Origin of the sequence: Shewanella sp. 5_MG-2023, from assembly GCF_030547465.1 — a bacterium.
Taxonomy (GTDB): Bacteria; Pseudomonadota; Gammaproteobacteria; order Enterobacterales; family Shewanellaceae; genus Shewanella.
Genome location: NZ_JAUORC010000011.1, coordinates 26,870 through 42,444 on the forward strand (window position 1 = coordinate 26,870; position 15,575 = coordinate 42,444).

Here is a 15,575-nt window from a genome sequence, read left to right on the forward strand (position 1 = left end):
GCTAGCTAAAACGATAGGTTGCTCCGCCTTGGCGCTTGGATTTGTACATGGCAAAGTCAGCTGATTTAATCAAACTATCAAAGCATTCACCCGAATCAGGGTAAGTGGCGATACCAATACTGCAATTAACGTTTACCGATTGTTCGCCCAATTGAAAGGGCTTATATAAACATGCAATTAAGGTATCTGCCACAGCGGCAATGTCGTTGTTGTCGTGAATGCCTTCAATCATTAAGACAAACTCATCACCACCCATTCTAGCAATGGTGTCAGCATCTCTGATTTGGGCATTTAACCTGCGGCCCACTTCTATTAGCACTTGATCACCTTCCTTATGACCAAGGCTGTCATTGACCTTTTTAAAGTCGTCTAAATCAATATAAAACAGACAAAAACGACTGTTATTGCGTTTGGCTCTTTCGATATATTGTCCGACTCTGTCAGTGAGTAAGTGACGATTGGGCATTTGGGTGAGTTGATCGTAATAGGCAAGGTTTAATAACCGCTGGGCATCTTCAATGCGTTTGGTGATATCGCGGTTGATGCCGAGTGCGCCGAGAAACTGCTGTTGCTCATCAAACAGCGGGATACACATGGACTCAATCCAGCCTATGGTGCCATCTTGATGTTTAAAGCGAATTTCACCGCTCCACTTGCCATGCTTGGCCACTGCAGACATCACTTGTTCGGTGATAGATTCAGTATCCTCCGGCGAATGCAAAATACTGACGTGTTGACCCAGTATCTCGGCTTTACTATAGCCATATAAAGATTGAGAACCTGCGTTCCAATCGATCACAACACCTTCAGTGTCGGTGACCACCACAGCATCAAATAAATAATCAAATGCTTGGGCCCGCAGCGCAGGAAGATCAAATTGCATTTAATTGCATCTCCACAGTGAATTTTTAGTCATTAAAAAGGACTAACTAAATGTGGGTAGAATTAGGGTATTTGTCAATGGTTAATATTTGAACGTAGCAATGTTTATGGTTTTAGTCATGGGGAGTTTTTATGGCTCTGGTCATCAAAGCCGCTGTGGTTTTTAAGCAGATCTTTTAACCCTCTAAACAAGGTTAATAAGCTTTACCTACTATAATTTTTATTAGTATTGTGTGAGTCAGTTAACACTTCTAAGGTGGCGGCTGTAATCTAGGGCTTTAGCTTGCGATACTGCGGCAATTTTCCACACTTTACTGCGCCAATCTAGGCGTATTTCTCTTCAGGAATCTAATGGATAAAACTTTAGAAAAGTCCCTCACTCACTGGCTTAAATCGCAGAAATCATCTTGTGGTATTTTCCTTAAATTAGCCATTTTTACCGGGGCCGCTAATGGGGTGGCAATTGTTGCCCAAGCTTACTTGTTGGCGACCATCCTCCATGGGGTGATCATGCTGGAATTACCCATGGGCAGTTTTACGCTGCAATTTGGCGCTTTAATTAGTTTAATTCTAGTCAGAGCGGTGCTGGCATATGCTAGAGAACGTTTGAGTTTTGAAGCGGGTAAACGCCTTCGTGGCGACATTCGTGAAGCTGTGCTCAATAAGCTCACCGATTTAGGTCCAGCTTTTATTAAAGGTAAACCAGCAGGGGCATGGGCCAGTGTGGTTCTTGAGCAAGTTGAAGATCTGCACGATTTTTATGCTAAATATTTACCGCAAATGATGCTGGCAGCGTTTATTCCGCTAATTATTTTAGTGGCGGTATTTCCGCTCAATTGGGCCTCAGGGCTGATCTTACTGGCCACAGCGCCGTTGATCCCCATGTTTATGATTTTAGTGGGCATGGGCGCCGCCGATGCTAATCGTAAAAACTTCAGCGCGCTGTCACGTTTAAGCGGCCATTTTATGGATCGCTTAAAGGGCATAAGTACCCTCAAGCTGTTTCACCGCGCAGAAGCTGAAGTAAAGCAAATCGAAACTGGCTCAGAAGACTTTAGGCAACGCACTATGTCAGTGCTGAGAATGGCATTTTTAAGTTCGGCGGTACTGGAGTTTTTTGCCGCGCTATCTATCGCTGTGCTGGCGGTGTATTTTGGCTTTAGCTACCTAGAGCACCTTAATTTTGGTCATTATGGGGTTAAAATTAGTTTATTTACCGGTATGTTTGTGCTGATTTTAGCGCCAGAGTTTTTTCAGCCATTACGTGATTTAGGCACCCATTACCATGCTAAAGCACAAGCCATTGGTGCAGCAGAAGCCTTGGTAGAACTTCTTGAACATCCTAATCCATTAAAGCAAGTTGACGAAAACTTTAGCGAGCAAACTGGCCAGCTGCGAAACACCGATCTCAGTAAAATTGTGATCACCGCAACAGATCTTGAAGTGCTCACCTTAGAGGGAAAACCCTTATTAGGGCCGATTTCATTTAGCATTAAAGCCGGCGAACATATTGCTATTGTTGGCCCAAGTGGCGCCGGTAAAACCAGTTTATTAAATGCCTTGCTGGGCTTTTTACCTTACAGAGGTTCACTGCAAATTAATGCCGCTGAGCTGAGTTTACTTGATAAAAACTATTGGCGCTCAAGGCTTGCTTGGTTAGGTCAAGACCCGCAGTTGTTCCATGGCTCTATCCGCGATAATGTCAGCCTAGGCAACGCACAGCTCAGCGATGCTGAGATTATGGCGTTACTGCAACAAGCCAATATTGCTGATTTTGTTCAGGCTCATCCCCAAGGGCTTGATGCCATTATTAGTGACCAATCAGCGGGTATTTCAGTGGGACAAGCTCAGCGTATTGCCCTTGCGCGGGCGTTGTCGCAACCTGCGAGCTTATTCTTGTTGGATGAGCCCACCGCCAGTCTTGATAACCAAAGTGAGCAACTGGTTAGCGCCGCCCTTAATCAAGCCAAGTTGCAACAAACCAGCTTGATGATCACCCATCGATTAGACCAGCTACAAGATATGGATAATATTTTAGTGATTGATAATGGCAAACTTGTGCAACAAGGCGACTATAAAACCCTCAGCCAGCAACCGGGTTTATTCAAATCAATGCAGCAACAAGATGATGGTTTATCACTGTTTATTACTGCTGAATCTGATACTGACGCGGCAAACGTAAATAACCAAGCCGAAATGGCGCAGAGCATTGGCACTAAGGAGGATAAATAATGCAAGTTTTATATCCGTTCCTTAAATTGTTTAAACGCCAATGGCTGATGATGGCCATTGGCTTGTTTCTTACCTGTACTACTATCCTTGCGGGTATCGGTTTATTGTCATTATCGGGCTGGTTTTTATCCGCAACCGCCATCGCGGGTTTAACTGCAGCCACGGCATTAGCCTTTAACTTTTTTACTCCTGCTGGTGGGGTGCGTTTTTTCTCTATTGCCCGCACCGCAAGTCGTTATGGTGAGCGCTTAGCTACCCATGAGGCGACCTTTAAATTACTTACGGATTTACGGGTTTGGTCTTGGAAAAAGCTGTTTCCGCTTAGTGCCAGTAATCTGCAAGGGTTACGACAAGGCGACATGCTTAACCGTCTAGTGGCCGATATCGATACCTTAGATCATTTGTATTTACGCTTACTTGTGCCAATGACAGCGTCGTTATTGACCATCATTGCCTTGTATGCATTTTTATCTTGGTTTGATTTAACCCTAGCGTTAAGCCTATGTGGTTTGTTGCTGAGTGTATGGATTGTGCTGCCATTGATATTCTATCGCTTAGGCAGAAAACCTGGTGAGGCTGTGGTAGATGCTAAGCGCCACTTTAGAGTGTTAATCCTTGATGTTATTCAGGGACAAGCTGAATTAAGCATTTTTGCAGCTAATGATCGTTATAGACAAAAATTACGTGATGCTGAAACAGCCTTATTTAACAGCCAAACAGCCATGGCCAATATTACTGGTTTTAGCCAAGGGCTATTGATTGCGGTGAACGGTTTTGCTGTGGTAATGATGTTATATCTTGCTGGACAAGGCGTTGGTGCGCAGGTGCCGCCAGGCCCCTTAATGGCGACAATGGTGTTTGCTACTATGGCGTCAATTGAAATGATGATGCCAATCTCTGGGGCGTTTCAGCATTTATCTAGCTGTGTGTTATCGGCTAAACGTATTACTGAAATTACCGATCAGCAAGGGGATATTCAGTACGGTGAGCGCCAATTTCAAGGGGGTGAATTAGCTGCTACAGAACTTGAGTTAAACGACATTCACTTTGGCTATCAAGCTGAGCGGTCAATTTTAACCGGGGTTAATTTACATATAACCCAAGGCCAAAAAGTGGCCTTACTTGGGCCAACGGGCTGTGGTAAATCAAGCTTGCTTGCACTGATCACCCGTGAGTGGATGCCGCAACAAGGTCAAATCAGATTATCAGGTCATGATATTGCTGACTATGACGAAGTGTCATTACGCAACGCGATGACAGTGGTGAGTCAGCGGGTGCATTTATTTGCTGGCACAGTACGCGATAACTTAACCATTGCCTTACCTTATGTTGAGGGGCAAAAGAAAAAGGCCAATGATCAGCGCTTAATCGCAGTGTTAAAGCAAGTGGGCTTAGGCACGTTACTTGAGTCCGTAACGGCTACAGATCGCGGTGAAGAAATTGGTTTAGACAGCTGGATTGGTGACGGCGGGCGTCAGTTATCAGGTGGCGAACAGCGCCGAATTGGGGTGGCTCGTGCATTACTGCGTGATGCGCCTATTTTATTGCTTGATGAGCCAACCGAAGGGCTTGATAAACGCACCGAACGGGAAATTTTACGCTTACTGTTTACGTTTGCTGAAGGTAAAACCTTACTGATGATAAGCCACAGACTCACCGCCATGGCTGAAATGGATCAAATTCATATGCTGGATAATGGGCTGATTGCCGCCAGTGGCACCCATGAAGACTTAATGCAAGATTGTGCTGAATACCAAAGTTTATATAAGCATTTAGCCAAAGAAGCTTAATAGGACTGTTATTGTTTGAAAGCTCTTTTGAAACGATAATGGCAACAAAAAAACGCTAATCGACTTGGGATTGAACCAAGCGATTAGCGTTTTTTGTTTTAGCTTCAAATTGAGCTGGTTACTTGCAGACTATAAAGATTGAAACTCATTTCTGGACAAAAGCTTGTTAGAGTTAAAGCTCTTAAGATGATGAGTCTCATTAGGGAAAGTATGACAATCGGATATGAGATAATGCCAATCTAAAGCTTTAGTCACCTAATAGAAGTTTTTGTTACATGGAGCTTTGCTCATGGCCCTGATTTATCTTATGTTGCATATAAATAACATGTAATAGTGAAGTTTTAAGTGGATCCAACCACAGAGCCTCACCTTTTTTGGCGCCAGTGATTAGATTCATTCGATTACGAACCATTAATATCCATGAAATATCAAAAACGGTAGAAAGAACATGTAACCCTAGCGAACTGATTAAAATTTTCTTCTCAGGTAAATAGAATAAACCAACAGCAAGAGTAATAAGTGAGACCGAGAACAAAACAATAGTTATAGTCATAAATACTTTTGAAATTTTCATTTCTGTATTTTCATTAATTTGCACTGAAAATGTATACAATTTATACATCAAATATCCCCCTAACGTCAGCATACATAGTATTATTGTTTTAAATACTGATTCTTCCTTGAAAATCATAAAATTATCCTTTTGATTGTTGTGTGAGTCAGATTGATATTTATCGGCCATGATATTCGCTCAATATCGGATTTTTGATTTAGAATTTTTCGCGCACAAATTTGAAATGAAGAATTAAAAGGCTTAGTGGCTTAATTTACTATAACTATAATTAACCTCACTCTTCATCTGGCGGATCACCACTATCCTCTTTTCTCTTATGTTGCTCCTGTTTCGCTTTTTCCACATTTTTAAATGCTGGGGGCGGGATCGGAAAAACTGAAATTAAGGGAAAATTGCCAAAAATATAAATGCTCCTTTGGACATTTTCTTACCCAAAATAACCATTTTATACAAAGAGTTAACTAAAATAAGAAATAGAATGACTCCAACACAGTATTGAAGAAGCACATCCTTTATACCAATTGAGTTAAGTAAATCCATTTTCACTCCATCTAGCCATATAAATTAGATGGGGATAATGTAGCCACTATTCAAGTAGTTTTAAGATGCTTATTTAGCGTGAGTTTCAATAAATACTCTAGCGCCGCAGGTTTTCCTAATCACTTATAGTGGTACTTATTCGAAATTATGTTAGTAAAACAACTCTATCTAATATCTATAAATCAACAAGATAGTGACACCTTCCAGTTTTAAGCTCCATGCCACATTAAACGATCAAATCATATTTTTAGATTGGCGGTTGAAAGATGACAAAGTACCAATTAACGATGCTTTTGCTGAAAAGCAAAGATAGGACAGGCATAGCTTATAGACTAAGCAAACCCATTTATCATTAGCTTTTCTAAAGCCAAAGCTTTATTCGGCCAACTTGCCTTTTGAGTTGCGAAACACATTTTGGGACATAAATGCGTTACAGCCACCAACTTTATACTTCGTTTATATTGGGGCAATTACTGTAATCCATCACTTCCATCACTTCCATCTAATCCATTGCCTGCCGCAGGCTTATGTGCAGATACAACTGCGAGACGCTGCAAGTACGTCCATGTAGGCTCTGCCAAAACATCCATGTTTTGGAAGCTCGCTGCTGCATCTACACTGGGATTATTGTCTCTTCGATGTGACTGTATTTGTGACAACTTAAAGGGCTAGAAAGCTTAAGTTGTATAGGTATTTTGATCTTCTAAGAATGCACAATTTGAATTGAGGTCATCGAGAAAAGGCCGTGAGCTTGGCATGGATGCCAAGCTAGCTTTCGTTAGGCCATGGATGGCCTATCGGAAGCGTTAGGGCTTTTCGACAATGACCGAAGGCGGCTAAAGATGAAGTTAAAAGCTGGATCAATCCCCGTTGAAAATATGCGATTTTCAGCATTTTTCGTTGGGGCTGCGGGGTGTTCTAAGAGGGAGTCGCAGTTCACTCCCTTTTAGTCTGGTGTGGGCGAAGCGCCACGACCTTGACTTTTTTCAAAATGATAACTTCAACATGGTACCAAACCTTGGGGACAAAACTCAGTTAACCAGTCGATGCATCTGTTTATTATCAATAATCCTAACAGCTTTGCTCTCTAACGATGTATCACTTACTAGCTCTTTATCTTGTATTGCAATAGCCAACATATTGTCTGCCACAAGCTTGCCTGTAATGGGTTTGTACTTGGCTAAAGGGCCGATAAATACCCCAGAGGCAATAGCAAAAAACTTCTGGCCTATATCTTCTAAGGTTCGCTGATGCGCCCGATGTCCTAATAACAAGCTTGGCTGAAATATGTAGAGTTTGGACAATGGAATTAAGCTTAAGTCTAGTTGTACTTGGCCTTTTACCCGATTGTAAAATACATTCGATTTTTCATTGGCACCTAAGGCTGTCACAACAAATAATTTCACCCCAGCTTGGCTTTGATTTGGGCTTTGATTTAGGCTTTTATTTTGGGCTATGAGTTTGGCAAAGTCGATGACGGCAGTGTGGTCAACTTTGATAAAGTTTTCCTGGCTACCCGCTTGCTTAATGGTGGTGCCTAAACAACAAAATGCATGATCGATGTCGATCGGAATGGATAAACTGGGGATGTCTTCTAGCTGGCATTGAATAAAGCTGAGCTTGTCGATGCCGTGGGTGCCTTCAGCCAGTTGTGGCAGACGTCGACCTAAAACCATTACTTGCTGGTAGCGCTCATCAGCCAGTAATCCAAGTAACACATCTGCACCAATAAGCCCTGTGGCACCAATTATTGCAGCATTCATATTTTTCCTAAAGTACCAAGCCAGCATGTTGACTCTTTTTTATAAGCAGAGATTTTAGCATGGAATAAGCTTGTTAATACGGCTCAAAATAAGTGCGCACAAAAGCGCTGCTGCATAGGTAATTGCAGGATTACTGCAGTGTTATTAGTCCATAGCAGTTGCTATTGAACATTTATAAGTATTGGTTTTAGCATGGAATAAGCTTGTTAATACGGCTCAAAATAAGTGCGCACAAAAGCGCTATTGCATAGGGAATTACCGGGTTATCAGTACATAACTGCTGTCATTGAACATCTAATAAGTGTCGGTTTTAGCATGGAATAAGCTTGTTAATATCATCAAGATAGCGCAGTATTTTGTGGCATAAATATAATGAATAAGCTGACCATTCAGTTTGAAAACATAAAAACAGGGAGACGTTATGGGATTATTTGATGCGATATTAGGTAACTCGTCAGAAGTTGATTTAGCAGAATTAGAGCAAGTGCTTGCGCCAATTTTGGCTGACAATGAGTCAGTGCATTTGGGCTATAAATTGATCCGCGATATGTTTGTGTTTACCGACAAGCGGCTTATTTTAATTGATAAACAAGGCATGACAGGTAAGAAAGTCAGCTATCACTCGATAGCCTATAAATCGATGACCCACTTTATTGTTGAAACCGCAGGCACCTTTGATATGGACGCCGAGCTGAAAATTTATATTTCAGGCACAGAGCAACCCATAGTTAAAGAGCTAAAAAAAGGCACTGATGTGGTGGGCATTCAAAAAGCCATTGCTAACTTTTCACTTTAATTGCGAGTTAATGTGTTTTATAACAAAGCTGCCAGCTAACGGCTTACAAGAAACCGCAGGCCAACAACAATTACTGAGTTAACATATTGGCTGAGCCTTAACGCAATCATTATGTGCGTATGGTTAGGCCTACTTTACATATTGGATAACGCAAATGACCACAGATAACCCGCAACCATCAGCCTTGAATGATGCGCCTAAAGCCATTCAACTTGCGGTCGATTTAATTCAGTTACTTGAAGAAAATAAAATAGATACCACAACGGCGATTGAAGCATTACAAATCACCTTAGCTGATTTCAAAAAAAAGCAGCAACAGGGCACGTAATTGCCCGGAGTAACGGCTTGAGAACCACTCACATGGTCGAACTAAAATAATCAAGGAACAGATATGACCGAAGCTCACTTACCACTGACTGATTTCATCGAATATAGCCAAGCAGAGATGATTGAACGGGCGCAGCAAAACTATCGAAATGTAAAACGCCGTCATTCGATACGTAAGTTCTCTGATAGAGAGGTTCCTCAGCAGGTCATTGAGCAATGTATTTTAGCGGCAGGGACAGCGCCAAATGGCGCGAATCATCAGCCGTGGCACTTTGTCGCCATCAGTAACCCTGAGATTAAAGCGCAAATTCGCCAGCAAGCTGAAGCCATCGAACAAGCATTTTATGCCGGTCGCGGCGGTGAAGAGTGGCTCGATAATTTAAAGCCATTAGGCACTAATGCCAGCAAACCTTATTTGGAAACCGCCCCTTGGTTAATTGCGGTGTTTTCTAAAAAACGCAGCGAAGATAATGGTGAGCAAAAGCAGAATTATTACGTACATGAATCCGTCGGTATCGCTACGGGGTTTTTAATTCAGGCGCTGCACAATGCAGGGCTAGGAACATTAACCCATACCCCAAAACCTATGTCATTTTTGAGTAAAGTTTGCGGTAGAGACAATGATAATGAGCGACCTTATATGCTTATCATCGCAGGTTATCCGGGAGAGGGCGCGACAGTGCCTGAACATGCATTACAGAAAAAACCATTAAACGAAATATGTGATTTTATTTAATTACTCACTTAAATCGTTATTGGTAAGCTTATTATTTCCAGCCTTGTAACCAGAGGCTGGTATTTTTTAAATCCCGCCAATTTATATCAAACTCCTGTCCGCTAAGTTCTGCTCGAATTAAACATTCTATGACATTCTGGTCTTCATCAAAGCTGACTTTGGTGATTGAAAAGTGTTTTAGTTTTTCGGTCACATTGACCTTAGTCCACTTACTATGAAGTAACTTTTTTGGGTGTAATGGGTTCATTCATTTTTCCTAGTTGGTGGTCTATATCTCATCTGATTGTTTATTTACCTCATTACGTTATTACGTTGAATCGGGTTAAAAGGTTCAGCTATAGAAGGGTTCTGCTTCCAAATTCTGTTTGGATTAACATTGTGGTTTTTTCACATTCACACTTGCCCTCAATTTATTTTGCCATGTAAAAATCAAAGTCGTGGCGCTTCGCCCACACCAGAGTCAAGGGGGAAACTGCTTGTCCCCCTTAACAATCCCTCAGCCCCCGACGAAAAATGCTGAAAAGCGCATAATTTTCGACGGGGATTGATCCAGCTTCTGACTTCGTTTGTTGCTAACTTCGGCCCCTGTTTATTATAAATAGTGAAAATGCTAACGCTTCCGATGGTGAGTCTGAAGTAAATGGATTTACAAATGTCACGGTGGCATGGATGCTAAGGAGTGACCCTGCACCGCGAAAGCTATGCTCACATCCATGTGAGCACACGCTATTTTCTCTGCGTCCTCAATTCAAATTGAGTCGGAGGCAAATAGATCTTCAACTCTTTAGCTTTTACTTGCCGCAATATATGAGGCTAAATCGAAGATATGAAAATTCCGGTGTAAGCGCAGCTGTGACCGTCCATGACATGGCGAAGTTTCACAGTGTGAAACGTTCTGAGCGAGAGGCATGGATGCCGAACTGGCCGTTTAACAAGGATGTTATTTGTTTTGGCAGAGCTTTCAGGGACCTTTTGATTTATATAAAGAATGCAGCGTGTCACAGTAGTGCTTGCACATAAGGTCGCTCTTTCACATCTGACCCATAGGGATTTGGGAAATGTCATGATGATGTCGGGAACATCATTGACCATGTGATCGCGACATTTGTATATCCTATACATCACCTGCGGCAGGCAATTGGTTAGATTGAAGTAATGGCCTGCTGTAACGGGGCCAATATAAATGAAGTTTAAAGCTTAATATCACTGTGTATTAACGCAGTTATATTAATCCTCTAAGAATTTTTCATTATTATCGAAGCCAAAATCAGGTCAATTGGCATCGATAAATTTGAGGTTGAAAGTTTAACTTATATATTTCATGGGTTTATGTTATTCATATTGAGTAACAATGGACCCGATAAATGTTCAGGCTCAACTTTGCGGAGTGATTAACCTTAATGTGGCCAATAAAGTAGGTATTAGTTCTTTTACATCAGTAAGTTACATGATAAATTGAATTCAAAATTAATTATAAGCAGGGATTTATCCGAGACGCTGGATAATAAGCTGTTATAACGTTTTCATAATCAGCTGTCGATTTCAATTAAGGTTAAATAATGACAAAAACAATTCGTGACGATGGAACATGGAAAGCAGACCCTAGCGGTTTAACTTCGGGAGATTTAGATGCTTGGCGTGAGAGAATGCATGAAGCCTGCCCAAACCCAAGTGTTGGTGAAATCGTGATTATCACTAATGAAGATAATGGAAAAAACTATGGTTATCGTGCTCAAACTGCTGAAGGGTATGACACTCGTTGGCAAAGAGTTTCATCTGAGATTGTTGAGAAACACCTAAGAATGTTAGATGTCAAAGATGGTGGTGACACTTTGAGTAATCCTGATGATTATGTGTATTTATCTGATGGTGTATACGTCCATAAAGATGATGCATGGTTTTAAGCACAGAACGTTATAACAAGGCACTTAAACGGAACTAAAACAGTGGGTTACGTTTCGCTTTGCTACACATTTTAACCCACTGTTTTAGTCCGCTTAGTGCGGCGTTAAATTGCAAAGGGAAGTCATGCGTATATTTCTATTTATTTCATTGTTTATTTTAAGTTTTTCGTCTTCAGCAATAGTTGTTCGTCATGATGTTGATGACAAAAAGTACCAGGCTATGCCAAGTGATTTTGCTCCATTGGCAACATTCTATGTTGATGGCGCACATGGAACATTAATTAAACCTGATTGGATAGTGACCGCTGCGCATGCCACATTTTGTGTGACCCCCGAAAGTTATGTAGCGTTCAATAATGGTCTGCATAAAGTAGAAAGTGTATTTGTCCATAGAGACTACAAACCCGGTAAAAGTCACGATATAGCTTTAGTCAAATTAATTAATCCTGTAACGGGAATTGAGCCTGCAACTGTTTACGGAAATACTGATGAGCTTGGAAAACCAACTTGGTTTATCGGTGTAGGTGGTACTGGTAATGGTTTAATTGGCCAAACGGTGGATAACTATGAAAATAACGGGGTGTTACGTAAAGCTCAAAATATAATTACTATGGCCGATGGGCCATTATTAAAATTTGTTTTTGATAGTGGAGATTCAGCTTTACCGTTAGAAGGGGTTTCTGGTGGAGGAGATAGTGGAGGACCTGCATTTCTAAAATCTAATGGAACAAATTACTTGCTTGGTGTTAGTTCTAGAGTTGAAGGTGGAGGTATAGGTAAATATGGAGTTCAAGAGGTTTACTCAAGAGCTTCCTACTTTAAGCCTTGGATTGACAAAGTTACAAGTGGTGACAAGGCTGTTCAACTACAATTAACAAGGCCAAAATTAGAAAAACTTCCCTCTGGCCTAACAGACGAAATCTTACCTGAGGTATGTTCTGATATTGGGATAAAACCAAATGCAATTTAACAAGGGTCATCAAATGGACTCCACAAGCTTGGCGATTTTTATTGCAAAGAAACGCAATAAAACTACCAAACTTGTTCCGCCATTTATGCCAGCGTTATATTTCATAATCAGTAAATCGGGAGGTTATTTTTATGTCGTATGATAAATCCGTATCAGACCACTATTTACATGGCAGTTTGCTTGAAGCTATTGAAGCAGCACTCCCAGCTCTAGGTAAAACAACCGAGAATGTGACAATTGAGGACCTTGCGCCAGTCGATGAGTTCCATATCGGAGGACGCTTGGCAACAGACAATCTATTTGATCAGCTCAACTTTTCTGAGCAGGGCTATATAGTAGATGTCGGTTGTGGTTTAGGTGGTGCCGCTAGATATCTCGCATCTAGATACAAAAACCGTGTTACTGGTATCGACCTAACACCTGAGTATATTGAGACAGGAAAGGCGCTATGTAGCTGGTTAAATCTTGATGAATATATAACGCTTGAGCAGGGGAGTGCATTGTCGATGCCTTTTCAAGATAGTTCATTCGATGGAGGTTATATGCTCCACGTAGGCATGAATATCGATGATAAAGTGTCGCTATTTGCCGAAATATTTCGAGTGCTAAAACCCGGGTCTACCTTCGGCGTTTATGACATTATGCGACAAAATGATGGTGAGTTGATTTATCCAGTTCCATGGGCGACCGAAGGCAGTACTAGCAAACTATCTACTCCCGCTCAATACAAACAAGCTATAAGCGATGCTGGCTTTGAAATCTCCAAGGAGAACAATCGCCGTGATTTTTCACTGGAATTCTTTAAACAGCAACGTGCTAAAACAGAGGCTAATGGAGGTCCACCCCCTCTGGGTCTTCATACACTGATGCAAGAAAGCACTTCCAATAAAATTAAGAACATGGTCGATAATTTAGCTAACGATTTGATTGCTCCGGTTGAGATTATTATCCAAAAAGTATGAATAAATATAACAAGCGCATGCAGTCGGATCGCCCAAAGCCCGCTTCGCGGTCTTCGGTCGACCGCTGATGCGAGGCGTTATACGTCATTCAGAGAGATGAGTTTTATCATGGCAATCAGTGAGTTTGAAATAAAGCGTTGTGAGAAAGAGTTAGATAAGTTTATTGATGAGCATCGGCCTCCTGTTCATGTAAGAGACCAGCTTGATATTAGTTATCAAATTGAAAATCAAAGCGTTGTGCTATTTGAAATTAGAGCTAACTTTAGAAATCCATCGGAAAAATTAGATATTCCGATTGCGAAAGCTACATATGTGAAAACGCAAAAAGTGTGGAAGATCTATTGGCAAAAATCTGATCTTAAATGGCATGTATATGAACCTGTAGCAACAGTCAAACACCTAGAAGATTTCTTGAATGTTGTTGGTCAAAATGAGTACGATTGCTTTTTTAGTTAAACGTATAGCAAGGTAGTTATAACGGAACTAAAACAGTGGGTTACGCTTCGCTTTGCTACACATGTTAACCCGCAATTTTAGTCCGATTATTGCGGCGTTACACGTACATTCGGAGTTGCCATGATCAAAACTGAAAGCATACAGATTCAATGTCCACAGTGTGGTGAAACTGAATTTGAACAACCTGATAATGTACAAGATGATGACTTTGTTAAATGTAATCATTGTAAATTTGAAATGATGCTGGCAGACCTTAAAGAGGTAGGTATTGAGCAAGCTAAGGAAGTCATTATTCCAGAAGCTAAAAAAGAAATTGAAAATATGTTAAAGAAAGCGTTCAAGGGGTTTAAATAAATGAGCAAATACGAAATTATAAGTAGTCTTGTTTCATTACTGGCTATAGTGGTTTCTTCAGCAGGAAAAAGGTGCCACCCATTGTTAATGTTTTATGTAGTGGCCAGACTTTATTAGCCACTGCACCCCAAATGAGTTAGCAAGGCTGAAAGCTTGTTGTTGGCAGGTAATCTACACAAACAGTTATGCTTATGGAGTGTCAAAGCATAACTGTTTGCTGAATAGGGCGAGTAACCGAGGTTTTAAAGTTATTTCACTTCATATCTAAGTAGGACTTCATTATCCAATACAACGTTGGTTGACCAGATGAAGCTTGCTCCAGCACCACTGAATTTATCAATGAAGTTCATGTAAGACTTTTTGTTGTTTACACCGATTTCATCTTCTGAATATTGTGTTGCTTGAGGCCATGAGGTTGCGTCAAACTCTTGTTCCATCCAGCTACTTGGGGTTTCCCAGTGGGCGGCATAAGCATTCTCACCATTATCTGTACCTTCCGTTGTACAGGTGGCTGATAAGCGTTTTCCATCAGCTTCGCTTAAACAGGATAAATCATAGATAGGAGCGGTATAAAACGTTTGTGCTTGCCAGTTTGCCCCTGTCACAGTGCCATCGCTAAAGCTTGCGATAAAGCCACCATCTCCAGGGTGGTATGCTTTGCCACGGTTGTCTTCAGTACCCAAGCCTAAGTTCTCTTCCCAATCAATGACCTTTACAGCAATCGTATAAGGTTTGTTAACCTTGAACTTTACGATGCTAGAGTTAAATGGCGTGAATGGTACGGTGTCTACTGCTACAAGCTGACCATTAATGTATAACTCAAAGTAATTGTCAGCAAAAATGTAACCGGTGATCTCTTCTCCGTCTGCATCAATAACTGCAACAGGTACTGAGTCCTCATCCACGTCCGCAATGCCTTGAGGAGTTATGTTGTTACACTCTTCATATAGGTCGATTGCTTTTGTTGCGGTAGTAAAATGATTTTCGGCAGGAACAATCCAAACCTTACCGTCAACATCAATTACTTCACCAATGCCAGCAACACGGCTTCTGCCATTCTTACACTCAAAAAGATTAGCCTCTATTGTGTTTGCAAGACCTTGGGTAATACTGGCTGAACCGCTGTAATCGCTGATGCTTTCGCTAACAGTTAGGTCGGCTGTTGGGGAGCAACCAGCCAACAATAAGGCGATTGATGAAAGGGCGAAAACTCGATTATTTGCAGTAATCATAGATGAAAATCCAGTAATAAGTATGAATCTTAAGTGTAGTTTTTAATTTATGTAGAG

Annotated in this window: 15 protein-coding genes; 10 read left to right on the top strand and 5 right to left on the bottom strand. The window is 41.2% G+C overall.

The genetic code is table 11. The annotated features are described in order from the left end of the window. Nucleotide 1: 1 nt before the first annotated feature. Complete coding sequence (locus tag Q4557_RS08015) at nucleotides 2–883, bottom strand: sensor domain-containing diguanylate cyclase (RefSeq protein ID WP_303411968.1); 882 nt, start codon at nucleotides 881–883, stop codon at nucleotides 2–4. Nucleotides 884–1,233: 350 nt separating this feature from the next. Between Q4557_RS08015 and cydD the strand changes: the two genes are divergently transcribed. Both cydD and cydC read left to right on the top strand, forming a co-directional pair. Beyond that, nucleotides 1,234–3,114, top strand: a complete 1,881-nt coding sequence (cydD, locus tag Q4557_RS08020; RefSeq protein WP_303411970.1) for a cysteine/glutathione ABC transporter permease/ATP-binding protein CydD — start codon at nucleotides 1,234–1,236, stop codon at nucleotides 3,112–3,114. Continuing rightward, a complete protein-coding gene (cydC, locus tag Q4557_RS08025; protein WP_303411973.1) occupies nucleotides 3,114–4,904 on the top strand; it encodes a cysteine/glutathione ABC transporter ATP-binding protein/permease CydC in 1,791 nt (596 codons plus the stop codon). The genes cydD and cydC overlap by 1 nt, the downstream gene beginning before the upstream one ends. Before the next feature lie 271 nt (nucleotides 4,905–5,175). Here the strand turns inward: cydC and Q4557_RS08030 are convergent, their stop codons facing one another. Both Q4557_RS08030 and Q4557_RS08035 read right to left on the bottom strand, forming a co-directional pair. Then, nucleotides 5,176–5,646, bottom strand: coding sequence for a hypothetical protein (locus Q4557_RS08030; protein WP_102532013.1), 471 nt, complete (start codon nucleotides 5,644–5,646; stop codon nucleotides 5,176–5,178). Nucleotides 5,647–7,049: 1,403 nt separating this feature from the next. Continuing rightward, nucleotides 7,050–7,781: a nucleoside-diphosphate sugar epimerase gene (locus Q4557_RS08035; protein ID WP_303411977.1), complete on the bottom strand. Its 732-nt coding sequence runs from the start codon at nucleotides 7,779–7,781 to the stop codon at nucleotides 7,050–7,052. A gap of 421 nt (nucleotides 7,782–8,202) precedes the next feature. Between Q4557_RS08035 and Q4557_RS08040 the strand changes: the two genes are divergently transcribed. The 3 genes from Q4557_RS08040 (at nucleotide 8,203) to Q4557_RS08050 (ending at nucleotide 9,640) form a co-directional block, all read left to right on the top strand. Continuing rightward, entirely contained in the window at nucleotides 8,203–8,577 is a 375-nt protein-coding gene (locus Q4557_RS08040) for a PH domain-containing protein (protein ID WP_303411979.1), read from the top strand. A gap of 154 nt (nucleotides 8,578–8,731) precedes the next feature. Continuing rightward, nucleotides 8,732–8,905: a YbaM family protein gene (locus Q4557_RS08045; RefSeq protein WP_303411981.1), complete on the top strand. Its 174-nt coding sequence runs from the start codon at nucleotides 8,732–8,734 to the stop codon at nucleotides 8,903–8,905. Nucleotides 8,906–8,968: 63 nt separating this feature from the next. Then, on the top strand, nucleotides 8,969–9,640 hold the full coding sequence (locus tag Q4557_RS08050; protein ID WP_303411983.1) for a nitroreductase family protein: 672 nt from the start codon (nucleotides 8,969–8,971) through the stop codon (nucleotides 9,638–9,640). A gap of 31 nt (nucleotides 9,641–9,671) precedes the next feature. Here Q4557_RS08050 and Q4557_RS08055 read toward each other — a convergent pair whose 3' ends face one another. After that, on the bottom strand, nucleotides 9,672–9,887 hold the full coding sequence (locus Q4557_RS08055) for a TIGR02450 family Trp-rich protein (protein WP_303411985.1): 216 nt from the start codon (nucleotides 9,885–9,887) through the stop codon (nucleotides 9,672–9,674). A gap of 1,312 nt (nucleotides 9,888–11,199) precedes the next feature. Here Q4557_RS08055 and Q4557_RS08060 point away from each other — a divergent pair. The 5 genes from Q4557_RS08060 to Q4557_RS08080 all read left to right on the top strand — a co-directional run bounded on the left by Q4557_RS08060 (nucleotide 11,200) and on the right by Q4557_RS08080 (nucleotide 14,286). Further along, the gene (locus tag Q4557_RS08060) at nucleotides 11,200–11,544 is read left to right on the top strand and encodes a hypothetical protein (RefSeq protein WP_303411987.1); all 345 of its coding nucleotides are present in this window, start codon (nucleotides 11,200–11,202) and stop codon (nucleotides 11,542–11,544) included. A 124-nt stretch (nucleotides 11,545–11,668) separates the two neighbouring features. Further along, nucleotides 11,669–12,514: a trypsin-like serine protease gene (locus tag Q4557_RS08065; RefSeq protein ID WP_303411989.1), complete on the top strand. Its 846-nt coding sequence runs from the start codon at nucleotides 11,669–11,671 to the stop codon at nucleotides 12,512–12,514. Nucleotides 12,515–12,645: 131 nt separating this feature from the next. Next, nucleotides 12,646–13,476: a class I SAM-dependent methyltransferase gene (locus tag Q4557_RS08070; RefSeq protein ID WP_303411992.1), complete on the top strand. Its 831-nt coding sequence runs from the start codon at nucleotides 12,646–12,648 to the stop codon at nucleotides 13,474–13,476. Between the two features lie 108 nt (nucleotides 13,477–13,584). Next, complete coding sequence (locus Q4557_RS08075) at nucleotides 13,585–13,932, top strand: DUF3024 domain-containing protein (RefSeq protein ID WP_102438467.1); 348 nt, start codon at nucleotides 13,585–13,587, stop codon at nucleotides 13,930–13,932. 120 nt (nucleotides 13,933–14,052) lie between these two features. Beyond that, nucleotides 14,053–14,286 (top strand): hypothetical protein, encoded by a 234-nt coding sequence (locus Q4557_RS08080; protein WP_102438397.1) that lies wholly within the window; start codon nucleotides 14,053–14,055, stop codon nucleotides 14,284–14,286. Nucleotides 14,287–14,534: 248 nt separating this feature from the next. Here Q4557_RS08080 and Q4557_RS08085 read toward each other — a convergent pair whose 3' ends face one another. After that, nucleotides 14,535–15,518, bottom strand: a complete 984-nt coding sequence (locus Q4557_RS08085; RefSeq protein ID WP_102438399.1) for a hypothetical protein — start codon at nucleotides 15,516–15,518, stop codon at nucleotides 14,535–14,537. Nucleotides 15,519–15,575: the final 57 nt, after the last annotated feature.

What these genes read in the sequence shown, in the direction of transcription:
- Q4557_RS08015 (WP_303411968.1), bottom strand. Translation starts at nt 883, where the DNA reads ATGCAATTTGATCTTCCTGCGCTGCGGGCCCAAGCATTTGATTATTTA.
- cydD (WP_303411970.1), top strand. Translation starts at nt 1,234, where the DNA reads ATGGATAAAACTTTAGAAAAGTCCCTCACTCACTGGCTTAAATCGCAG.
- cydC (WP_303411973.1), top strand. Translation starts at nt 3,114, where the DNA reads ATGCAAGTTTTATATCCGTTCCTTAAATTGTTTAAACGCCAATGGCTG.
- Q4557_RS08030 (WP_102532013.1), bottom strand. Translation starts at nt 5,646, where the DNA reads ATGGCCGATAAATATCAATCTGACTCACACAACAATCAAAAGGATAAT.
- Q4557_RS08035 (WP_303411977.1), bottom strand. Translation starts at nt 7,781, where the DNA reads ATGAATGCTGCAATAATTGGTGCCACAGGGCTTATTGGTGCAGATGTG.
- Q4557_RS08040 (WP_303411979.1), top strand. Translation starts at nt 8,203, where the DNA reads ATGGGATTATTTGATGCGATATTAGGTAACTCGTCAGAAGTTGATTTA.
- Q4557_RS08045 (WP_303411981.1), top strand. Translation starts at nt 8,732, where the DNA reads ATGACCACAGATAACCCGCAACCATCAGCCTTGAATGATGCGCCTAAA.
- Q4557_RS08050 (WP_303411983.1), top strand. Translation starts at nt 8,969, where the DNA reads ATGACCGAAGCTCACTTACCACTGACTGATTTCATCGAATATAGCCAA.
- Q4557_RS08055 (WP_303411985.1), bottom strand. Translation starts at nt 9,887, where the DNA reads ATGAACCCATTACACCCAAAAAAGTTACTTCATAGTAAGTGGACTAAG.
- Q4557_RS08060 (WP_303411987.1), top strand. Translation starts at nt 11,200, where the DNA reads ATGACAAAAACAATTCGTGACGATGGAACATGGAAAGCAGACCCTAGC.
- Q4557_RS08065 (WP_303411989.1), top strand. Translation starts at nt 11,669, where the DNA reads ATGCGTATATTTCTATTTATTTCATTGTTTATTTTAAGTTTTTCGTCT.
- Q4557_RS08070 (WP_303411992.1), top strand. Translation starts at nt 12,646, where the DNA reads ATGTCGTATGATAAATCCGTATCAGACCACTATTTACATGGCAGTTTG.
- Q4557_RS08075 (WP_102438467.1), top strand. Translation starts at nt 13,585, where the DNA reads ATGGCAATCAGTGAGTTTGAAATAAAGCGTTGTGAGAAAGAGTTAGAT.
- Q4557_RS08080 (WP_102438397.1), top strand. Translation starts at nt 14,053, where the DNA reads ATGATCAAAACTGAAAGCATACAGATTCAATGTCCACAGTGTGGTGAA.
- Q4557_RS08085 (WP_102438399.1), bottom strand. Translation starts at nt 15,518, where the DNA reads ATGATTACTGCAAATAATCGAGTTTTCGCCCTTTCATCAATCGCCTTA.